This window comes from candidate division KSB1 bacterium (assembly GCA_034506255.1).
GTDB classification, from domain to species: Bacteria; Zhuqueibacterota; Zhuqueibacteria; order Zhuqueibacterales; family Zhuqueibacteraceae; genus Coneutiohabitans; species Coneutiohabitans thermophilus.
This window is the reverse complement of sequence record JAPDPX010000019.1, coordinates 21,448-39,293: the sequence shown is the minus strand read 5'-3', so window position 1 is coordinate 39,293 and position 17,846 is coordinate 21,448. Positions and strand designations below refer to the sequence as shown.

Annotated in this window: 10 protein-coding genes; 7 read left to right on the top strand and 3 right to left on the bottom strand. The window is 56.6% G+C overall.

From position 1 onward, the window contains the following. Positions 1–236: 236 nt before the first annotated feature. From ONB52_22285 to ONB52_22275, 3 genes are read right to left on the bottom strand one after another with little or no spacing between them, the layout of a single operon-like run. A complete protein-coding gene (locus tag ONB52_22285; GenBank protein MDZ7418863.1) occupies positions 237–1,013 on the bottom strand; it encodes a WecB/TagA/CpsF family glycosyltransferase in 777 nt (258 codons plus the stop codon). Positions 1,014–1,067: 54 nt separating this feature from the next. Continuing rightward, on the bottom strand, positions 1,068–1,982 hold the full coding sequence (locus ONB52_22280) for a glycosyltransferase family 2 protein (GenBank protein MDZ7418862.1): 915 nt from the start codon (positions 1,980–1,982) through the stop codon (positions 1,068–1,070). 37 nt (positions 1,983–2,019) lie between these two features. After that, positions 2,020–3,420 (bottom strand): glycosyltransferase family 4 protein, encoded by a 1,401-nt coding sequence (locus tag ONB52_22275; GenBank protein MDZ7418861.1) that lies wholly within the window; start codon positions 3,418–3,420, stop codon positions 2,020–2,022. Between the two features lie 1,096 nt (positions 3,421–4,516). Between ONB52_22275 and ONB52_22270 the strand changes: the two genes are divergently transcribed. The 7 genes from ONB52_22270 (at position 4,517) to ONB52_22240 (ending at position 17,838) form a co-directional block, all read left to right on the top strand. Further along, positions 4,517–9,097, top strand: coding sequence for an AAA family ATPase (locus ONB52_22270; protein ID MDZ7418860.1), 4,581 nt, complete (start codon positions 4,517–4,519; stop codon positions 9,095–9,097). A gap of 156 nt (positions 9,098–9,253) precedes the next feature. Then, positions 9,254–10,051, top strand: coding sequence for a GxxExxY protein (locus tag ONB52_22265; GenBank protein ID MDZ7418859.1), 798 nt, complete (start codon positions 9,254–9,256; stop codon positions 10,049–10,051). 79 nt (positions 10,052–10,130) lie between these two features. After that, positions 10,131–10,850: a hypothetical protein gene (locus ONB52_22260; GenBank protein MDZ7418858.1), complete on the top strand. Its 720-nt coding sequence runs from the start codon at positions 10,131–10,133 to the stop codon at positions 10,848–10,850. Positions 10,851–11,034: 184 nt separating this feature from the next. Continuing rightward, complete coding sequence (locus ONB52_22255; protein ID MDZ7418857.1) at positions 11,035–12,483, top strand: serine protease; 1,449 nt, start codon at positions 11,035–11,037, stop codon at positions 12,481–12,483. Between the two features lie 230 nt (positions 12,484–12,713). After that, a complete protein-coding gene (locus tag ONB52_22250) occupies positions 12,714–13,022 on the top strand; it encodes a hypothetical protein (GenBank protein ID MDZ7418856.1) in 309 nt (102 codons plus the stop codon). Positions 13,023–13,046: 24 nt separating this feature from the next. Further along, positions 13,047–13,691 (top strand): T9SS type A sorting domain-containing protein, encoded by a 645-nt coding sequence (locus ONB52_22245; GenBank protein MDZ7418855.1) that lies wholly within the window; start codon positions 13,047–13,049, stop codon positions 13,689–13,691. Between the two features lie 247 nt (positions 13,692–13,938). Further along, a complete protein-coding gene (locus tag ONB52_22240) occupies positions 13,939–17,838 on the top strand; it encodes a T9SS type A sorting domain-containing protein (protein MDZ7418854.1) in 3,900 nt (1,299 codons plus the stop codon). Positions 17,839–17,846: the final 8 nt, after the last annotated feature.

Here is a 17,846-nt window from a genome sequence, read left to right as displayed (position 1 = left end):
AGGGCAAGACGCGCCGCGGGACACACCCGCCGTCTGCGAGACCACATGGGACTCCTCCTGGTGAATTTTGCGCAAAGATACGCAGCGATTCACCCAGAGGAAAGATGTGGTTCACCGAGGGGATACGATGAAGGAGCTGTTTGCAGATGGCACAATTGTCCGGCTTTGCTGCGATCCCATGGGCAGGCTGAGAGCGAGGTGCCGGCTCGCTCGCGGCAGGGCCGCGAGCGCCTGCGTCAATAAGCCGGACGCGGCACTTGCCGGTGCAAAACCAAGCGCACGCGCTGCGCCACCACCAAGGGGAAGAAGACGGCATCTTCGACGAGGTAACGCCTCCAATAGCGGCCCGGGCTTTCGAGCACGCGGTGCAGCCATTCCAGGCCGGTGCGTTGCATCCAGCGTGGGGCGCGGCGCGTGAGGCCCGCAACGTACTCGAACGAAGCGCCAATGCCGATGCTGACCGGCACGCCCAGCCGGGCGATATGCCGATGAATCCACTTCTCCTGCTTGGGCGCACCCAGCCCGACGAAGAGAATGTCGGGTTGCGCGGCGCGAATCATGTTTTCGATCTTCTGATTCTCCGCGAAATCACTGAAGAAATCGAAGGGCGGTGAATAGGTGCCGGCCACTTGCAGATTGGGATGACGTTGGCGCAGAACCGCCGCGGCTTTGGCGGCCACGCCCGGTGCCGCACCGAGAAAGAAGACTTTGTAACCCCGCTCCGCTGCGCGGCCACAGAGTGCTTCAAACAAGTCAGTGCCGTTGACGCGCTCGATCAGCGGCGTACCCAAGAAGCGTGCCGCCCACAACAGCGGCACCCCGTCCGGCACCGCCAAATCCGCCTTGTCATAGATGCGCTTGAACTCTCTATCCTTGCGGGTTTTGATGAGATGATCGACGTTGGGGGTGATCACCAGGCGCGGTTTGCGCTCGCTGATGAATTGCTCCACACGCGCCAGGGTTTCGGCCATGCCGACGCGATCAACGGAGATGGCAAGAATCTCGACTTTCATGTTGCGCTCCAAAATTCCAGTTTTTCGAAGTTCCATAATTGCATTCTTATACTGTCACGCCGGCTGGACTGACAGTCGGGATTGCTGTGATCGCAGCGGCCGCTTCCAGGGCAGAAACAGGGCGCGTAAACGCGCTATCTGATCGGCACGCAAATACCGAATGAATTCCGGATCCGCGATGTGCGCCTCGCGTCGCAGCAGCGAGCGCAGATAGCCCCAGCCGATGGCGCAGCCGATGACGCCGTAAGGCGGCTCACTCATGCGATAAAGGCAGCGCGCCAGCACGAACAAGGGATGCGAGCCGTAATAGTAATCGCCCATGCCGGTTTTCATTTTGCCCCAAACAATGCCTTTGGCGGTGCCCATTTGGCGGAGATGAATGACGATCAGCTCGGGATAATTCGCCGTTTCCCAGCCGTGCATGCGGGCGCGGTAGACGTCGATCGTGTCCCAACCGAGATGCGGCTCTAATCCGCCGATCGCTTCAAAGCAGGTACGGCGATAGAGCTTGATCGGACCGACGACGAAATCGGGCGCAACTTTTTCCGCGATCAGCTTGCCAGTGGGGCCGCACAAATACGTGGTGCCGCTGGCCATGCCCAGCCGCGGCTGCTGCGCAAATTCGCGCAGCAGCGTGGTAAAGTAGCCGGGGCCGAACTCGAGATCACCGTCCATCTTGCAAATGAAGTCGGGCGTCTTGCACGACAACTGCGCCAGGCCTTCGTTGAAGGCTTCGACCACGCCCCGACCAGGCTCGCGATAACCGCGGTCGCTGCGGCGCACCACTTTGATCCAGGCATGCTGTGCTGCGGCAGCTTGCGCCAGGGCAACGGTGTCATCGCTGGAGCCGTCGTCGACAATGATCCACTCCTGCGGACGGTGCTGCTGCTGCACCATGGCAGCGATGGTGCGCGGCAGATATTTCGCCTCGTTGCGCACCGGCGAGATGACGGCATAGGTTCCGAGCATTTTGTTTCTCCTCTGACTCTTCCCGGCCGGTTGCGGCTCAGGCAAACATGATTTGGAATTGATCGGCAAACAGTCGCGCACGCCGGCGGTCGGGCCGCGCGGCCGTTGACACCGCGCCGGCAGGATGATGCGGCCCGCGGCTGCCTTCTTCCGCTTCGGCGTTTAGCATGCGGAGTTGAATCCATTGCCACAAACGCCGGCTGTTGATTTCCAGATTGTGATATTGCTCGATCCAGCGCCAGCCGGCGGCAGCAAGCCGCGCGCGCAAGGACTCGTCTGCCAGCAACCGCGCCATGGCGCGCGCCAGCGCTTCCGGATCCTCCGGGGGCGCGAGCAAACCGGTGGCCTCGTGCTGCACCAATTCCGGAATGCCGGAGAGATCGGTGGAGATGACCGGCACACGCATCGCCATCGCTTCCATCAGCGTGGTGGGAATGCCGTCGCGATCGCCATCGGCATCCTGCACGCAGGGCATCACGAAGACTTCCGCGCGTTCGAGAAACTTGCGCACGTTGGGTTGCGCGCCCAGCAGGCGAATGCGCGACTGCAGTCCGAACGCTGCAATCTCCGCCTGCAACGCCGCGCGTTCCGGCCCCTCGCCGACGATCCAACACCGGAAATTGACGCCCGACTGCGCCAGCCGGCTGCAGGCCCGCACCAGATGAATGAATCCCTTTTTCGCGACCAACCGGCCGATCGCCACCACCAACGGCGGCCGCAGGCTGGGCTTGGCAGCCGCCGCCGGAGTGAATTGCGTCACGTCCACGGCCACGCGCTGTACGCGCAGCTTGGCGGGATATGCCACCTCATAGTTCGCGAGCAGGTGCTTGCGATTGTAATCCGAGATGGTGAGGGGCAGGGCCGCTGCCGCGATTTTCAGCTCCAGCATGAGCGGATCGGAATAGATGTCCTGCGCATGGCTGGTGAAGCCAAAGGGAATGCCGCTGAGTGCACTGGCCGCCATGGCCACGCTGGAAGGCTCGTTGGCGAAATGCGCATGCAGATAGCGCACGCCGCACTGCCGGCACAAATGCGCCAAATAGACGTCCTCAAAAAAGTGCAGCAGGAAACGCTTGCGTCCGGCAAACGTAGCCGGCGCCTGCCGCCAAAACAGCGCCAGCGTTTGCAGGAAACGGGTGGGCGTGCGGCTGAGGAAACCGGCGATCGCCGCCAGCAAAGCCAGCGGCTGCGGTGGCCAGAGATAGGTGGTGTGCTCGGCCAATTCCTGCATGTCAGCCGGCAGCGGCTCCGGCAACGGCCGGTGAATCGAAAAGCACTCGACAACTGCGCCGTGCTGCTGCAAGGCCAGCACTTCGCGCGCAACAAAGGTTTCCGACAACTTGGGAAACCGTGTCACCACGTAAGCAATGCGCTGCTCGCGGTTTCCCGGGCGGCGGGTATCGGCTTCCTGCTCGGCGAGTTTGGGATAGGCAATCATGGCGTCCTCGGGTTTCGTGGTTCACGCCCGTTCTCAAAGCAACCGCGATGCCAACGCGCACGGCGCAGTTGCACCTGCCGGCGGTGCATGTTGATGTTTGAGTTATCGGTGCAAGCCTCAGTCTTGCCACGCGCGACGCATACAGCGCGTAACGTTTCATTGCAATGAAATGGCGTGGTTTTGGAATGAAGCGTAACAAGCGGCGGAAACGTGGCTGTCAATCCCTCCTCACAGGCGCGCCGCCGGCAGGCAAGGACGTTTTTTCCATTCCCGATCGTTACCCTTCGCTTTTGCATTTCACGCCTTGGGGCTGCTTGTCTGGCGATGGAATTCGACCAGAGGCTCTCCACTTGTTATCAAATCAGTGAAAACTGAAGCTCTAGGGCGACATTGCGAAAAACTCCAGGCAAAACCATTCAGAGCCGAGTCGGGCGTGACTGCCAATCCTCTTCAATGAGAATATCGAAAATCGCGCAGACAACAGTGATTGAAAACCTTGACTCAAAACCTCGCTGTGATACGGAGCAGGTCACCGCCCCAAACTGGTGCACTGTTGCCATGAAAAACAGATCTGCTCTGATTGTCATCCTGCAAGGATACTGTGGAGACTTGAGCACAGTACGAATATTTCATGGGATTCGGCTGAATGACATCTCGCGAGGCCACTTCCACGAATTTAGGTAACAGACCATTCGTCTTTCACCTTGTCTTGCCAGGGGCTTTTTTCAGGTAATGCGGAAATCACACCGGCTGCAGGTGTAATCGTCTTATCCCAAATGGTAAGGCCTGTGGAAATTTGAGAATTCTATTTTGACTTCGAGCGACTCATGGCGTAGTGTCAGTCTCGGACGGCCGTTTTGTGGCGCAGCGATTTTTTTGCGATGCGTTTGCATATTCTTGCAGGATTTATTATAGTGTCCCATCCCAAAGCCGGGGTCTGCCACCCCCAAAGATCAACCCGGAACCAGGGGAAGAAAAGAAAAAGGCCAGTCGTTGGAGAGATACCAACATTTTCTCCAAGAGGGCCGGTAGATGGCGCGCTCCGCCGCGCAATGGTAATTCCAGCCCTACTGGTTCAGTCCAGCGGAACAACCTCATGATCGAATCCCCCGCGAAGCCGGTCATCTTTCTCGCCTTTGCCCAAGACCGCACCGAAGGCGGCGCCTATTTGCGCAACCTGCCCCTCGAGCTGGACGGCATTCGCAAGGCCCTGCAAAAAGCCCGGCAGGCCGGACTGTGCGATGTGGTCGAGCGCTCCAATACCACGGTCGAGCATATTCTGGATGTGTTTCAGGAATATCAGGATCGCCTCGCCGTTTTTCATTACGGCGGCCACGCCAACAGCTACGAGCTGCTACTGGAATCGCTGAACGGTGAGCACGTAACGGCGCATAGTGAAGGCCTGGTTTCGTTTCTTGCCAGGCAAAAAGGCCTGCAACTCATTTTCTTGAATGGCTGCTGCTCGCAGCAGCAAGCGCTAGATTTGATCGCAGCGGGATTGCCGGCCGTGATTGGCACGTCACAGAAAATCGATGACGGCGTTGCCACCAAATTGTCGGTGCGTTTCTATCAAGGCCTGGCCGCCGGACTTGGAATTGATCGCGCCTGGGTCGAGGCCGTCGATCAAATCAAGATTGAGAAAGGCGCCAGCAGTACTCGTGCGCTGCACTGGCAGGGCCATGCGGAAACTTCCGATCGCTTCCCGTGGGAGATCTACTATCGCAACGGCGCGGAGCAAATCAAGGAGTGGAGCCTGCCGGAAGCCGTGGGCAATCCCCTCTTTGGCCTGCCGGAGATACCCAAAACCCATGATCTGCCGGATGCGCCGTTTCTGTTTCTGCGGCGCTACGAACGGCCGCATGCGGAAATCTTTTTTGGCCGTTCCTATTATGTTCGCGCACTGTGTAATCGGGTGAACGATCCGCATGCTGATCCCCTCATCCTGCTGTATGGTCAGTCGGGCGTGGGCAAATCTTCATTGCTGGAGGCCGGCCTCTTTCCGCGATTGGAGACGGAATACAACGTGGTCTATGCGCGGCGCCATGCGCAAAAGGGTCTGGTGCACACCTTGGGCGCTGTGTTGCAGCGCGAGCTGGCCAGGATTCCCCAAGACCAACTTCCGCCGGCACCTCACTTGGCTGGGTTTGCGTTGCCGCCGGAGAAGAGCGAGGCGCAACCCGCTGGGGCCGCGGACGCACAACCCGGTCAAATCATTGATAAAATCATTCGCGAGCTTGAAGCGGCCGCCGCAACCTCACCGGAGCCGGTGAAGCAGGAAATCGAAACGTTTATTGCGCGCTTACAGGTTTTCAAAACTGATGCGCAGGCGCAGCAGACGTTGACGACGCCATTATCCGAAACAGTCGGGCAGGATACCGCGGTGTTGATTGACGAGGATATTCTGACCTTCCTGGAAAAATGGCTGGTGATCGAGGCGCACACGAACAAGCCGCTGCTGGTGATTCTCGATCAGGTGGAAGAACATTTCACCCGGCCCAATCCGAATCTTCCCGACGAACTGGATGATTTCATGCTGGCGCTGCGCATCATTTTCAGCTCGCCGGCGCTGCGGCCCAAAGGCAAGATGATCTTGAGTTATCGCAAAGAATATCATGCCGAGATCGAGGCGCGCTTTCGTACGTTTTTGCTGCCGCGCTCCACCGTGTTTTTGGAAACGCTCAATCGCAAGGATATTCTCGATATCTTTCGCGGCGTGACGCAAACGCCGGCGTTGCAAAAGCGCTACCATCTCACCGTCGATGAGGAATTGCCGGTCATGCTCGCCGATGATCTTTTGGAAGATAAAGATTCGCCGGTGGCGCCCGTGTTGCAAATCGTATTGACCAAGTTGTGGAACACCGCCCGCAGTGAAAATGCGGAAGCGCCGCATTTTTCCGTAGCGCAGTATCAGCAGCTCAAGAAGGAAGGCATTGCAATGGGGGAGTTTTTCGAGCAGCAGATGAAGGAATTGCGCCGCTGGCAGCAGGAGGTGGTCGATTCCGGTCTGGCGTTGGATGTTCTCTATTTTCATACTTCCAGCCACGGCACTGCGGATATCCGCTCGCTGGAGACTTTGCGCCGAACCTATGAACATCGCCAGGAAACGATTGAAGCCCTGCTTGCCAAATGCAAGGAGCTTTACTTGTTGACGGAAACACAACAGGGCCAGGAAACGACCAGCTTGACGCACGATACGCTCGCCGACGTCGTGGTCAATCAATACAACACCTCTGACAAACCCGGGCAGCGCGCCGCGCGCATTCTGAGCAACAAGATTCGCGAAATCCGCGCCCCGGACGACAAGGTCTGGCTGGATGAAATGGATTTGCACATCGTCGAGCAGGGATTGCCGGGCATGCGCAGTCTTTCACCGAATGAAAGAAGGCTGCTTGACCTCAGCCGCCGCCGTCGCGAAGAGCTGGAACGCGAGCGCCGGCGTAATCGCCTGATTCGCCGCGTGCTGGTGGCGGCCATTGCGCTGTTTGCCGCATTCGCCTTGTGGCAGTGGCAGGAGAGCGTGAAGCAAAAAAATCGCGCCGAGTTGCAGGCCACAGTGGCGCAAAGCAATCTGCTCGCCAAAGAAGCCGGCGAGAGGTCCCAAAGTGACCGCACGCAAGCACTGCGTCTCGCCGCAGCCGCGTATGGGTTGCATCCCACCATCTCCGCGGAAAAAGCGCTGCTGAAAATATTCTATCAAACCCGCTTCGAGCAGCGGCAGTTCTACGCTGGCCGCCTGTGGCACGGCAGCGAAGTGACCACCGCGGTTTTCTCACCCGATGGCCATCAAATTCTCACGACTTGCCGTGATGATACCGCCCGGCTGTGGTCGAAGAGCGGCGCATTGCTGGCGAAATTTCCGCATGCAGCAGAAGTCAACGCCGCGGTTTTCTCGCCGTCGGGCGGTGAAATTCTAACGGCATCGGATGATGCCACCGCGCGCTTATGGAGGACGAATGGTGACAGCTTGCGTCTTTATTCGCACGCCGGCAATGTAACTGCCGTGCAGTTTTCACGAGACGGCAATCAAGTGCTGACCGCGGCGGAGGATGGTTCGGTGCGGCTCTGGTCAAAGTCCGGTGAATTGAATGCGGAGTTTCAGCATCAAGGCGCGGTGTTGTCAGCGGTTTTTTTCGGAGAGGAAAACTGGATTCTCTCCGCTTCCAATGACAATACCGCCCGGCGCTGGTCAAGGCGCACCGGCGCGGCCGTCGTGTTTCCGCATCAAGGCCCGGTCTATGCTGTGGCGGCTGATGCCGACGATGAATTCGTTCTCACCGCCTCGGAGGATGGCACGGCACGCTTGTGGTCTGCGGCCGGCCGGTTGTTGATGATCTTCCCGCACCGCGGCCCGGTTTATTCTGCCACGTTCCTGGCGAATGACAGCGAGATTCTCACGGCCTCGGACGATGGCACGGCGAGGATCTGGTCAACCGACGGAACATTGCTGCAGACATTCGCGCATCGCGGCCCGGTGTTCTCCGCGCAGAGTTCGCAGGATGGCAGTCGCATCGTCACGGCCGCGCGCGACAGCACCGCCCGGCTGTGGTCGAAGGAGGGGGATTTGCTCGCCACGCTGCAGCATGAGGGCGCCGTGAATGCCGTCCTCTTCTCGGCTGACGAAACCCACCTGCTCACCGCTTCGCGTGATCACACCGCACGCTTGTGGCCTGCGAGTGAGACTGATTTGATCAAGCTGCAACATCGCGGTGAAGTCAATGTGGCGGTTTTTTCTCCCGCGGGCGATCGCGTGCTCACCGCCTCGGGAGATTTTGAAGCGAAACTCTGGTCGGCAACGGGAGAATTGCAGACAACCGTGCGCCACGAGGGCGAAGTCCTTGCTGCTGCATTTTCGCCGGACGGCAGCTTGCTCCTCACGGCCTCGCGCGACAAGACCGCGCGGCTGTGGTCGGGGCCGGGCGATATGTTGGCCAAGTTTCAGCATGACAGCACGGTTTACTCCGCTGTCTTCTCGCCGGAGGGCCGCCAAATTCTCACCGCCTCGTTGGATGGCACCGCAAGATTATGGTCAACCGAACGCGGTTTGTTGGCAACCTTGCAGCATCGCGGTCCGGTCTATTCCGCCCTCTTCTCACCGGACGGCAAACGCATGCTCACGGCGTCCGATGATTCCACTGCCCGCTTGTGGTCACGGGAAGGCAAAGAGATCAAAATCTTTCAGCATGAGGGAGAAGTTTGGGCCGCGCAATTCTCGCCCGAGGGACACCGGGTTCTGACTGCTTCGGAAGATAACACCGCGCGGCTTTGGTCGCTGGCGGGCAAACTTCTGGCGACGTTGCCACATGAAGGCCGCGTCTGGAAAATTGTGTTTTCTCCTGACGGCAATCGAATTCTCACGGCTTCGTGGGATAACTTTGCCCGCTTGTGGTCAACCGACGGCAAATTGATCGCAACTTACCCGCACGAAGGGTGGCTGTATTTCGCGCGTTTTTCATCGGACGGCCATCATGTACTCACGGCTGCGGATGATGCCAAGGCGAGGTTGTGGTCGATCACCGGCGACACGCTGATGACGTTTCGACACCAAGGCCCGGTCTATTCTGCGGCCTTCTCGAACAACGGCCGGCAAATCATCACGGCCTCCGCCGACGGCACGGCGCGGCTGTGGCAAACCCCGGCGGGGATTGCAGCATGGCTCAAAACCGCGGAGGTTTATTGAATGCGCGAATTTGAATAACAGCATAACGTGTGTGAGCAGTCCGTTGAAGAATTGGGCCAACGGATTGAAACAACCCAGCGGATGAAAAGCAAAAAGCTTGGGCCAACGGATTGAAACAACCCGGCTGATGAAAAGCAAAGATTGGAGGGGAAGAACATGGCGCTTATTTATGAAGACTTGACGCATGAGCTTATTGGATGTTCTTTTGACGTGCACAATTCTCTCGGCGTTGGCTATGATGAAAACGCCTATCATAAGGCACTCGAGCGCCGTCTGGGCAGGAAAGGGATCACATATCTTTCAGAGGCACGAAAAATTCTTATGCACCGGGATCGCAAAGTGAGGGAATTCAAGGCAGATCTGATCGTGTCCGACAAAATCATTTTGGAGTTGAAAGCGTTGCAAGCCAAGTTCCTTAGAGCCAACTATGTGCAAATCATTTCCGAATTGAAGCTCTGGCAAATGAGATTGGGATTGTTGGTAAACTTTGGATTGCAGAAAGTGCAAATCGAGCGGATTCCTTTTACAGAAAAGGCGCGGACTGTTCGTGAGAATTTTGACTACGTTCGAGACGGCCTGTCCCAGCAGGAGAGAGCCACTCTGGCGAAACTGCGTGATGCCGTCCTGAACGTATCCGAGATTCACGGGTTGGGTTATGACGAAATAACCTGCCGGAAACTCGTCGAGGCGGAGCTCGAGTTTCAGCAAATCAAATTTCAGAACCGCTATCCAATCAAAATAAGCTACGAAGGAGAATCCATTGGTGTGTTCAAGATGAAGCCGCTCTTGATCGGGAATCGCATGATCTGTGACATCAAAGCTCTCACCGATACAATTGATTTCTATGACATCGCCAAGATACAGTCCTGTTTGAAGGCATTGAAGTTGAAAGTCGGCATCATCGTCAACTTTGGCAAAACCGCACTGGAAATTCGAGGTGTCCGATCCGCTTGAATCCATCTATTCTTTATCCGCTGGGTTGCTTCAATCCGTTGGGAATCCCCATCGTTTTATTGACAAACCGAGGCAAGCGATGAAATCATTTCTCCCTGTTACCGCCGCAAGAGCCTTCAGTCTGGCGATCTGGTGTGCGATCATGTTTTGCAGCAGCGCCACCCAGGCGCAGGTCAAACGCGAGCATCTCTACAAGCTGCGCGATGGCAACCGCTTCGAAGGCATCAAAACCAAGAAATGGAAACCCGTCTCTGGCACCGTGACGTTGAGCTCCCTCGTGCTCGGCGATGGACAAGCCGCGACCACGGCGGGTGAAAAAGTCGCCGTGCACTTCTTCTCGACGGCGACGAATGATATTAAACTCGCAATCTTCAGTCTGGCCAAAGAGTATTTCATGGAGCCGAGGAATCCCGCTTTTGGCAAGGATTGGAACGTCTTCACCTGGCCTGCGAAGATCTTGAATGAGATCGGCCTGCCGCCCGACCAGCTCGACGGCATTGCCACGGCGCGCAAAGGCACGCAGGACATTTACTTCCCGATTTGCTTTCACAAACCCGATGCTGCCAGCAAGAAGCTGGTTGCCAAAGGCAAGCTGGTTCCCGACAAAAACATGACAGTGACGGTGTCGCTCTTTTCCGCTGATCCCAACAAGCCGGACAAGGTCTGGGAGAATCAGAAACTTGTTTCCGACACGCCGTTTGCGGTGGAACTGCCCATTGCCGCGAACGCCAAGACGTTGCTTTTGAAAGTGAAAGAACACGGCGGCCGGGAGTTTAGTTACAACATTCATCTGTTCTAAAGCGCGAAATTGCAAGAATGCGTTTCAAAAGAATTTGTCCAACTGATTGAAACAACCCAACTGATAAGAAGCTTTTCATCATCCGTAGGGTTGTTTCTATCCGCGGGATAAAGATCGGCTTCATTTATTTGCTTCATGCTGGATCCCTGAGTTTGCCAGCCAACCAGACATGAGGAGAACGATCATGCCCAAGAAAATCATTCTGCTTGCGTCTTTTTTTCTCTTAACACATCTGCCCCCGGCTTTGACACAAGAAAAAAAAGCCGCGGAGATTCTCCCCAAAATCAAAGACAGCTTCGCGCTGTTGAGCGACGGCCGGAATTTTTCCTTTGGACTTTACCTTGCTGGTGCGCGCAGCAAGCAATTCATTTATCTGTTGGCGCTCAATCAGCTTGCGGTCGGACTCGAGGTCAAGGTTCGCTTCACCGCGCTGGACGGCAAGACGAAAGAATACGAGGCCGAACGCTTGCGGGCAGACGATAATCTGGGCGTCGCGCTTTATCGCATCAAAACGTCAACGAAAGATTTAATCCCCATCACCAAACACCCTGATCTGCGCAGAGCGCAAAGCACGCCTTTATGGACACTGGGAAATGCGCAATCGCTCCAGGATTTGCAGCGCGCCAGCCTCGTTGCGTTTCAAGATGACGACAAAGCCTTCACCGTCTCCGGCCTTGCGGCCGGGACGCTTGCGGGGATGCCGGTTTTCGACGGCGAAGGCAAAGTCCTCGGCCTGATTGCGCGCCAGAATGCCGATGGCACGCATCACGCGATTGTCATCTCCGAGTTGTTGCAATTCGCGGCGCACACGTTCGCCGCGGAGAAATTGGATCTTTTTCCCACCTGGAACGAGGTTTTCCCTTCGCAGTATGCCATCGAAAAAGTCCGTGCCAGCACCGCCACGCTCGAAACCGGCAAGCCCGGCGCCGGCTTTTTTATTGGCCGCGACAAACAAAACGCCGGCTATTTCCTGACCGCGCATCACGTGATTGAAGGCGAGAGTGAGTTCAGCGTCGAAATTGCCGGCTATGAGGAAAGCGGCATCATCGGCCAACCTTTGCCGGGCAGTCAAGATGCCACACTGGATCTCGCCATCGTCGTTGTTGCAGAAAATTGCCCGCCGGTCAAACCGGTGTTCTTCTGGAGCGCGAAAGATTTTCAAAAGCTCAAAAAGGGTTTTGCGGATTCGACCGAAGCCATTGCCAGCGTCGGCCGCTCACAACAGGTCGGCGATTATTTTCAATCCAAAACCGGCTACATTCGCGGCGAGAATTTGGAGGGCCAGTTCATTCAAACCGATCTCTCGCTGGAGAGCGGTGACAGCGGCGGCCCATTGTTCAATAAGAACGGCGAGGTGGTGGGCCTCAATCTCAAAACCGAGCTGCAAGCAGGCAGCTTCTCCACGGCCAACAATGTCGAAACCGTTTTGAAATATCTTGGCGAGAAACTCGGCAAAATCGAATTCAAAGAAAAATGGCAGTTTCTCGAAGTGCCGTCGTATTGGGCGAAAAACAAAAATTGGCTGTTGCCGGCGGGCGCCACGGCACTGACAGCAACCGGCGCGATTCTCTACAACGCCCTGAAACCGCCGCCGGCGCTGGCGGAGGTGCCGGCGTTGCCGAGCGGGCAGTAGAAATAGCCTCAACGCGCGGCCGGGTTATTATGAAATGGTAGCGAATATGAGCGCGCTTGGCTCCGGGGTGTATTTTTATCGAATTGCCGTTGCCGGCGAGAAAAATTTTCAAGCGACGAAGAAGATGATATTTGTGAAGTAAAAACGTGATGAGTAAAACGTAACGCGTAAGACACGTTTAGGTATCATGTATGATGTATCACGTTTTACGTTTTTCACAGGAGAAGCTCATGAAAAAAATGCGCCTTTTCTTAATCTGCAGCGCTTTCGTAATCTCCCTGGCGCTCAACCAGCCAGCATCGGCTCAGTTCGAGAACCGTGATGACGTCTGGAGAACCTACGGGCCGGGAGAGAGCAAGGTATCGATTGGTTCGCTCTATACAGATCCGAAAAAACCGACTTTCGTTTTTGCCGAATCTAATGGCGCGCTCTATCGCAGCAGTGACGCCAGACTTGCATGGGCGCCCGCCGCCACGCCGCGGCAGGCGAATGTCGTCCGTTGCTGGGGGCGCAGGGACGCCTCTTTCGTTGGGGTGTAGCACAATGGAATTTTTCACAGCGAGGTGGAAGGCGAAATTGCCTGGCAGCTCCTGCTGGAAGGCATCGGATTCAGCTTTCCGCATGCGGCGTGGAATTCTCCGGTTGAATTAACCGCGGACTTTCGTGGGATGGAAAGCGAGGGCCAGCGCTGGGAAATCGCCGTCAAAGGCGAAGCGACGCATGCCGTGCAACTCAGCTTTGCGCATATCGAAACCGTTCCGCAAGATTGGCAAATTCTGCTGGTGGATGAGACAACGAAAATTGTGCGCAATCTCCGCAAAGAATTCGCTTCAACGATTCGCATTCCTGAATCCGGCGTTAAAATGCTCGCGATCATCGCCGGTAATGATTTTTTCATCAACAAACACACTGAAGGCATGCTGGCTGTGCCCACGGCTTTTGCGCTGCATCAGAATTATCCCAATCCCTTCAACCCCAGCACCACGATTCGCTACCAACTTCCAGCAGCAGGGCAAGTGACTCTGAAAATTTTTGATATGATGGGACGGGAAGTTTTAGTATTGGAAGAGAACAAATCTCGCGAGCCGGGTTATTATGAAATGGCGGTGGACATGAGTGCGATGGGTTCGGGCGTGTATTTTTATCGCATCAGCGTTGCCGGCGGGCAAAAATTTCAAGCGGTGAAAAAGATGCTTTTGGTAAAGTGATATGCTTTTCCGTAGCTCAACATTTATGTTGAGAAGAAAAGCATCGCGCAACATGAATGTTGCGCTACGTTCTCAAGGAAGGCATAAAATGAGCGCAAGCAAATTCAGTTCAGCCGCCCAAACACTGGCCTTCTTGGCTTTGATCATCATTACAAAAAGCCTCCCGGCGCAGACGCCTTTGGACGAAACGCCGCCGGGAAAATGGGTTACTTTTACCAGCGACGTCCGGCCTGCCGTGAGTTTGATCTTGACAAATCCCCGCAGGCCAAGCGTCCTCCTCGCCGGGACCAATCATGGTGTATATCGCAGCGCTGATTTTGGTCTGAACTGGCTGCCCGGTAATCCACCCATTGTCGATAAAAATATCGTCACGATGATTCGCAAGGGAGAAAGCGATACGTTGTATGCCGGCACCTCTGACACGGGTGTTTTTCACAGCGCCGATGACGGCAGGAACTGGCTGTCGGCCAACCCTCCAATGGATTCCGCTCTTGTCACAGTTTTGTTGGCCGTCGATGATACGCTCTATGCCGGCGCCTATCTCCCCGGCAATGGCCTGTGGCGCAGCACGGATGGCGGTCGGCAATGGTCGCGAGTCGCGTTTGCAGGAGCAGTCGTAAACGGCTTGTATGAAATAGATGGCCGGCTGTTTGTCATCCTGGATGTGGGCGAGGGCATCAGCGAACTCGTCTTCAGCAGCGATGGCGGCAGGCAATGGAATCAATGCCAATTGCCCAGAGAAGAAGGTTTCCTCCAAACGCTGCTGGCAGGAGATGAGGGCGTGCTCTATCTCGGTACCGGCCGCGGCGTGTGGCGCAGCCGGGATCACGGACTGAGCTGGACGCCGCCCGACTCCAGTTTCGAATTCGCAGTGACGTCCTTGCTGTGGCACCAGGAAACGTTGCTGGCGCTGTCCTACACTGGCATCTGGCGCAGCCGTGACAAGGGTGACACATGGGAGCATGCCGCCCTGCCCTTTGCCCATCATCTCAGCAATCTGCGCGGCGGGAAACTGCTTGCGGCCACCGACGAGTTCTTGACAACCACACTCTGGCAGAGTACTGATGGAGGAGCCAACTGGCTCGCCGCTGCCAAATTCGACTCCCGCTTGACGGCATTGACTGAAGCGCGCGGCGGCCTTTATGCCGGCACAGTTCATCTCGGCATCTTGCGCAGCACCGATGACAGCAAGAATTGGTTCGACGCCAGTACCGGACTGGGATTGCGGCCCAACCTCAAGCAGGCGTGGATCGACGCCGGGCTCAACTTCATTCTTGCCTATGGTGAGCACGGACTGTTTCGCAGCGTCGATGGCGGCCTGCGGTGGAATCAAGCGGCTCTGCTGCGACCGGTGAATGATCTCGTTGAAAAGGACGGCGCCTTCCTGGCCTGCGGGTCTGGCTGTTACAGGAGCACCAACAATGGCGTTGACTGGACGGAGTTGCCACCCTATCCGTCGATTTTCGCCTTCTCTCCGCATGTCTTGCTCGTGCAAGGGAACCGCGTTCTCGCCGGCACGCGGCATGGCATCTTCTTCAGCGACGACCTGGGCGACAACTGGCAGTGGGCCAGCCCGCAGGAAAACTTCGTGGACGTCGAGTTGCTCGCCAGCAAGGGCAGCCGCCTGTTGGCCGGCTATGTCAAGCGTCTGGTCACAGATGCTGGAATCTTTTTCAGTGATGACGCCGGAGTATCCTGGCAGCCAGCGCGATTTTCCGGCCGTGTTGCGGCGCTTCTGGTTGCAAATGATACCGCATTTGCCGGCACGTTTGAAAACGGGGTTTTCTTTAGCACTGACGGTGAGAATTGGCAGCCGACGGCTCTGAACAATGTGACGGTTCATGCACTGTTGCAAGCAGGTCGGCGGCTTCATGCCGGCGCCGACAACGGCGTTTTTTACAGCGATGATGGCGGCACAAGCTGGAGCCCGGCAGAGCCGCCGCTGCAAGGCCGGACGGTGATCTCTCTCTTTCGCTTGAATGACAGCACGCTGATCGCCGGCACACGCGGTAGCGGCGTCTTTCGCAGCATTGATGGCGGCATCCATTGGACGCCTCTGGAGACGGGCATCGATTTCATCAGCGAGGCGCGGAGTTTTGAGTTTGTTCCCACCTTCAACCGGCTTTATGCCGCCACGGACTTGGGACTTTATTTTCAGGAATTGGATTTCATCCCGCCGCGCCTCCGGGAGCTGGGCATTGAAGGCGCGCGAGAATTCAACGGAAAAAGATTCACCAACGCCAACGAAGCGCGCCTCGTCCTGTTCGCGGACGATGATCCCGGCACAGCACGCGATAATGCCGAATTCATGCAGGTTTCGTCAGATTCCACTTTTGCCGCGGCAGAATGGCAGGTCTTCAGCCAGGTCTTGAATCATCCTCTCGCAGGCGATGGCGCCAAAACCATTCATGCCCGGCTGCGAGATCTCTCCTGGAATCTTTCCAGAACTCTCACCGCGCAAATTGTACGAGATACCCAAGCGCCGGACTTTGCCGAGCATCACCCGCCGCAGAACGCGAGAATCGGCAACGAAGTTTTGATCACGCAACAAATCATCGATAGCAATCCGCAAAGCGCAGAGTTGCTGTTTCGGCGCGCCGGCGAGACGTGGAATCCCAACATTCGCCGGGTCATGTTTGCCGGCGAGGCGGCTGCCATCGCGGACGTTTGGGTCAATAACCGCAACATCGACTATCGCATTTCCGCAACGGATTTGGCCGGTAATGAAGCAACGCTGCAAAACGGTGCGCTTGATTTCTTCTCGATTGCCGTAGCCGTGACTCCCGGCGCGCTGGGCAACTCGCGCAGCCTGCCGAGCGGCACCGGCGGCGCGGCGTATCGCATCGTTTCGATTCCGCTGGATTTGCCGGATTCCCCTCAAGCCAAGAATGTTTTTAGCGACTTGGGCAAGTACGGCCGGCGCGGCGACTGGCGCTGCTATGCGTATTCAGGAAACAAGCAATGGCAGGAGGGCGAGAATATTCAAATGCAAACCGGCGCGGGGTATTTCATGATTCGCCGCGACGGCGGCAGCTTGACGAATGCCATTTCCGGCGCTACAACAAAAACCGCAGACGGCGTGCTCGGCAACATTTCCGGCTGGCAATTGCGCGGAAGCGATTGGACACTCATCGGCAATCCCTACAACACACGCCTTGAGTTGAGTCAATTGAAGTTGAAACGCAAAGGAACGTTGTTGAGCAATCACGGCACAGAAGTGCAGGTGTGGAGCTATGACGGCCAGTGGCGAAATCCGGCTACTGAACCCGAACTTGCATTGGAACCCTGGGGCGGCTTGTTCATTCGCACGAGTGAAGCCGACACGATTGTTTTTGCCAATGACAAAGAGCCTTACGCGCGCAATGTTGCCAAAACCGGCATTGCGACAACAGAGCTTGCTGAAGGCGAATGGTCGATTCAAATCACCGCCGCCAGCGGTGAATCTAGTGATGCCGTCAACTACTTCGGTGTGAGAAAAGAGGCGAAAGATGATCTGGATAATTTTGACTGGCACGAGCCGCCTTTCCTGCCGGAGGGCATCGGACTCAGTTTTCCGCATCCGGAGTGGAACGAACCGGCGGAGTTGACTGCCGACTTTCGCGGGATTGCAGGCGATGGCCAGCGCTGGGAAATTGCCGTCAAAGGCGAGCCGGCGCATGCGGTGCAGCTCCGCTTTGCGAATGTGGCAGCCGTACCCGAGGAATTGCGCGTTCTGCTGGTTGATGATGCCACCAAAATCACTCATGATCTGCGCACGGAGACGGCACTGGCGGTTCGTCTTTTTGATGCTTATCCTTCCAGGCGCATGACCATTCTGGTTGGTAATGAGTTCTATGTCAAGCAAAACATGGCGGGCCTGCCGGCAGAGCCCACGACGTTTGCGCTGGAACAAAATTATCCCAATCCCTTCAATCCCAGCACCACGATTCGTTATCAATTGCCGGTGGCCGGCCGTGTGACTTTGAAGGTTTTTGATATGGTGGGACGCGAAGTTTTGGTTTTGGAACAAAACAAATCCCGCGAACCGGGCTATTATGAGATCGTGGCAGATCTGAAAGCATTGACCTCCGGGGTTTATTTCTATCGTCTCAGCGTCACCGGCGGGCACGAGTTTCGAGCGACGCGCAAAATGTTGTATGTGAGGTAAGGGTTGTT